This is a genomic window from Mesorhizobium sp. M2E.F.Ca.ET.209.01.1.1, from assembly GCF_004010375.2.
Taxonomy (GTDB): Bacteria; Pseudomonadota; Alphaproteobacteria; order Rhizobiales; family Rhizobiaceae; genus Mesorhizobium.
On record NZ_SADP02000925.1, the window covers coordinates 1 to 308 of the forward strand.

A 308-nucleotide genomic window follows, 5' to 3' on the forward strand; every position below is an offset into this window, starting at 1 on the left:
GCGTCACCCGTTCTGAGGCGGGCGCGCAGGCGTTGGCAGCCGCCGGCGCCGAGGTGTATCGCGGAACCCTCGAGGATCCGAAAGGCTTGCGTGACGGCGCGGCCAAGGCGGAAGCGGTGATCCACACCGCGTTCGACCATGATTTCTCGCGGTTTGTCGAGAATTGCGAAAAGGACAGCCGTGTCATCGCCGCGCTTGGCGAGGCGCTCGCCGGCTCCGACCGGCCGCTGGTGATCACGTCGGGCGTCGGCATGGGCAGCCCCGGCCATGGCCAACTGGCGGTCGAGGATGTCTTCAACGCCGGTCAC

The 308-nt window shown here is 68.2% G+C and carries 1 pseudogene; it reads left to right on the top strand.

The window, feature by feature from the left end:
- Nucleotides 1–308: pseudogene (locus EN852_RS38525) on the top strand (NAD-dependent dehydratase); the annotation flags it as partial.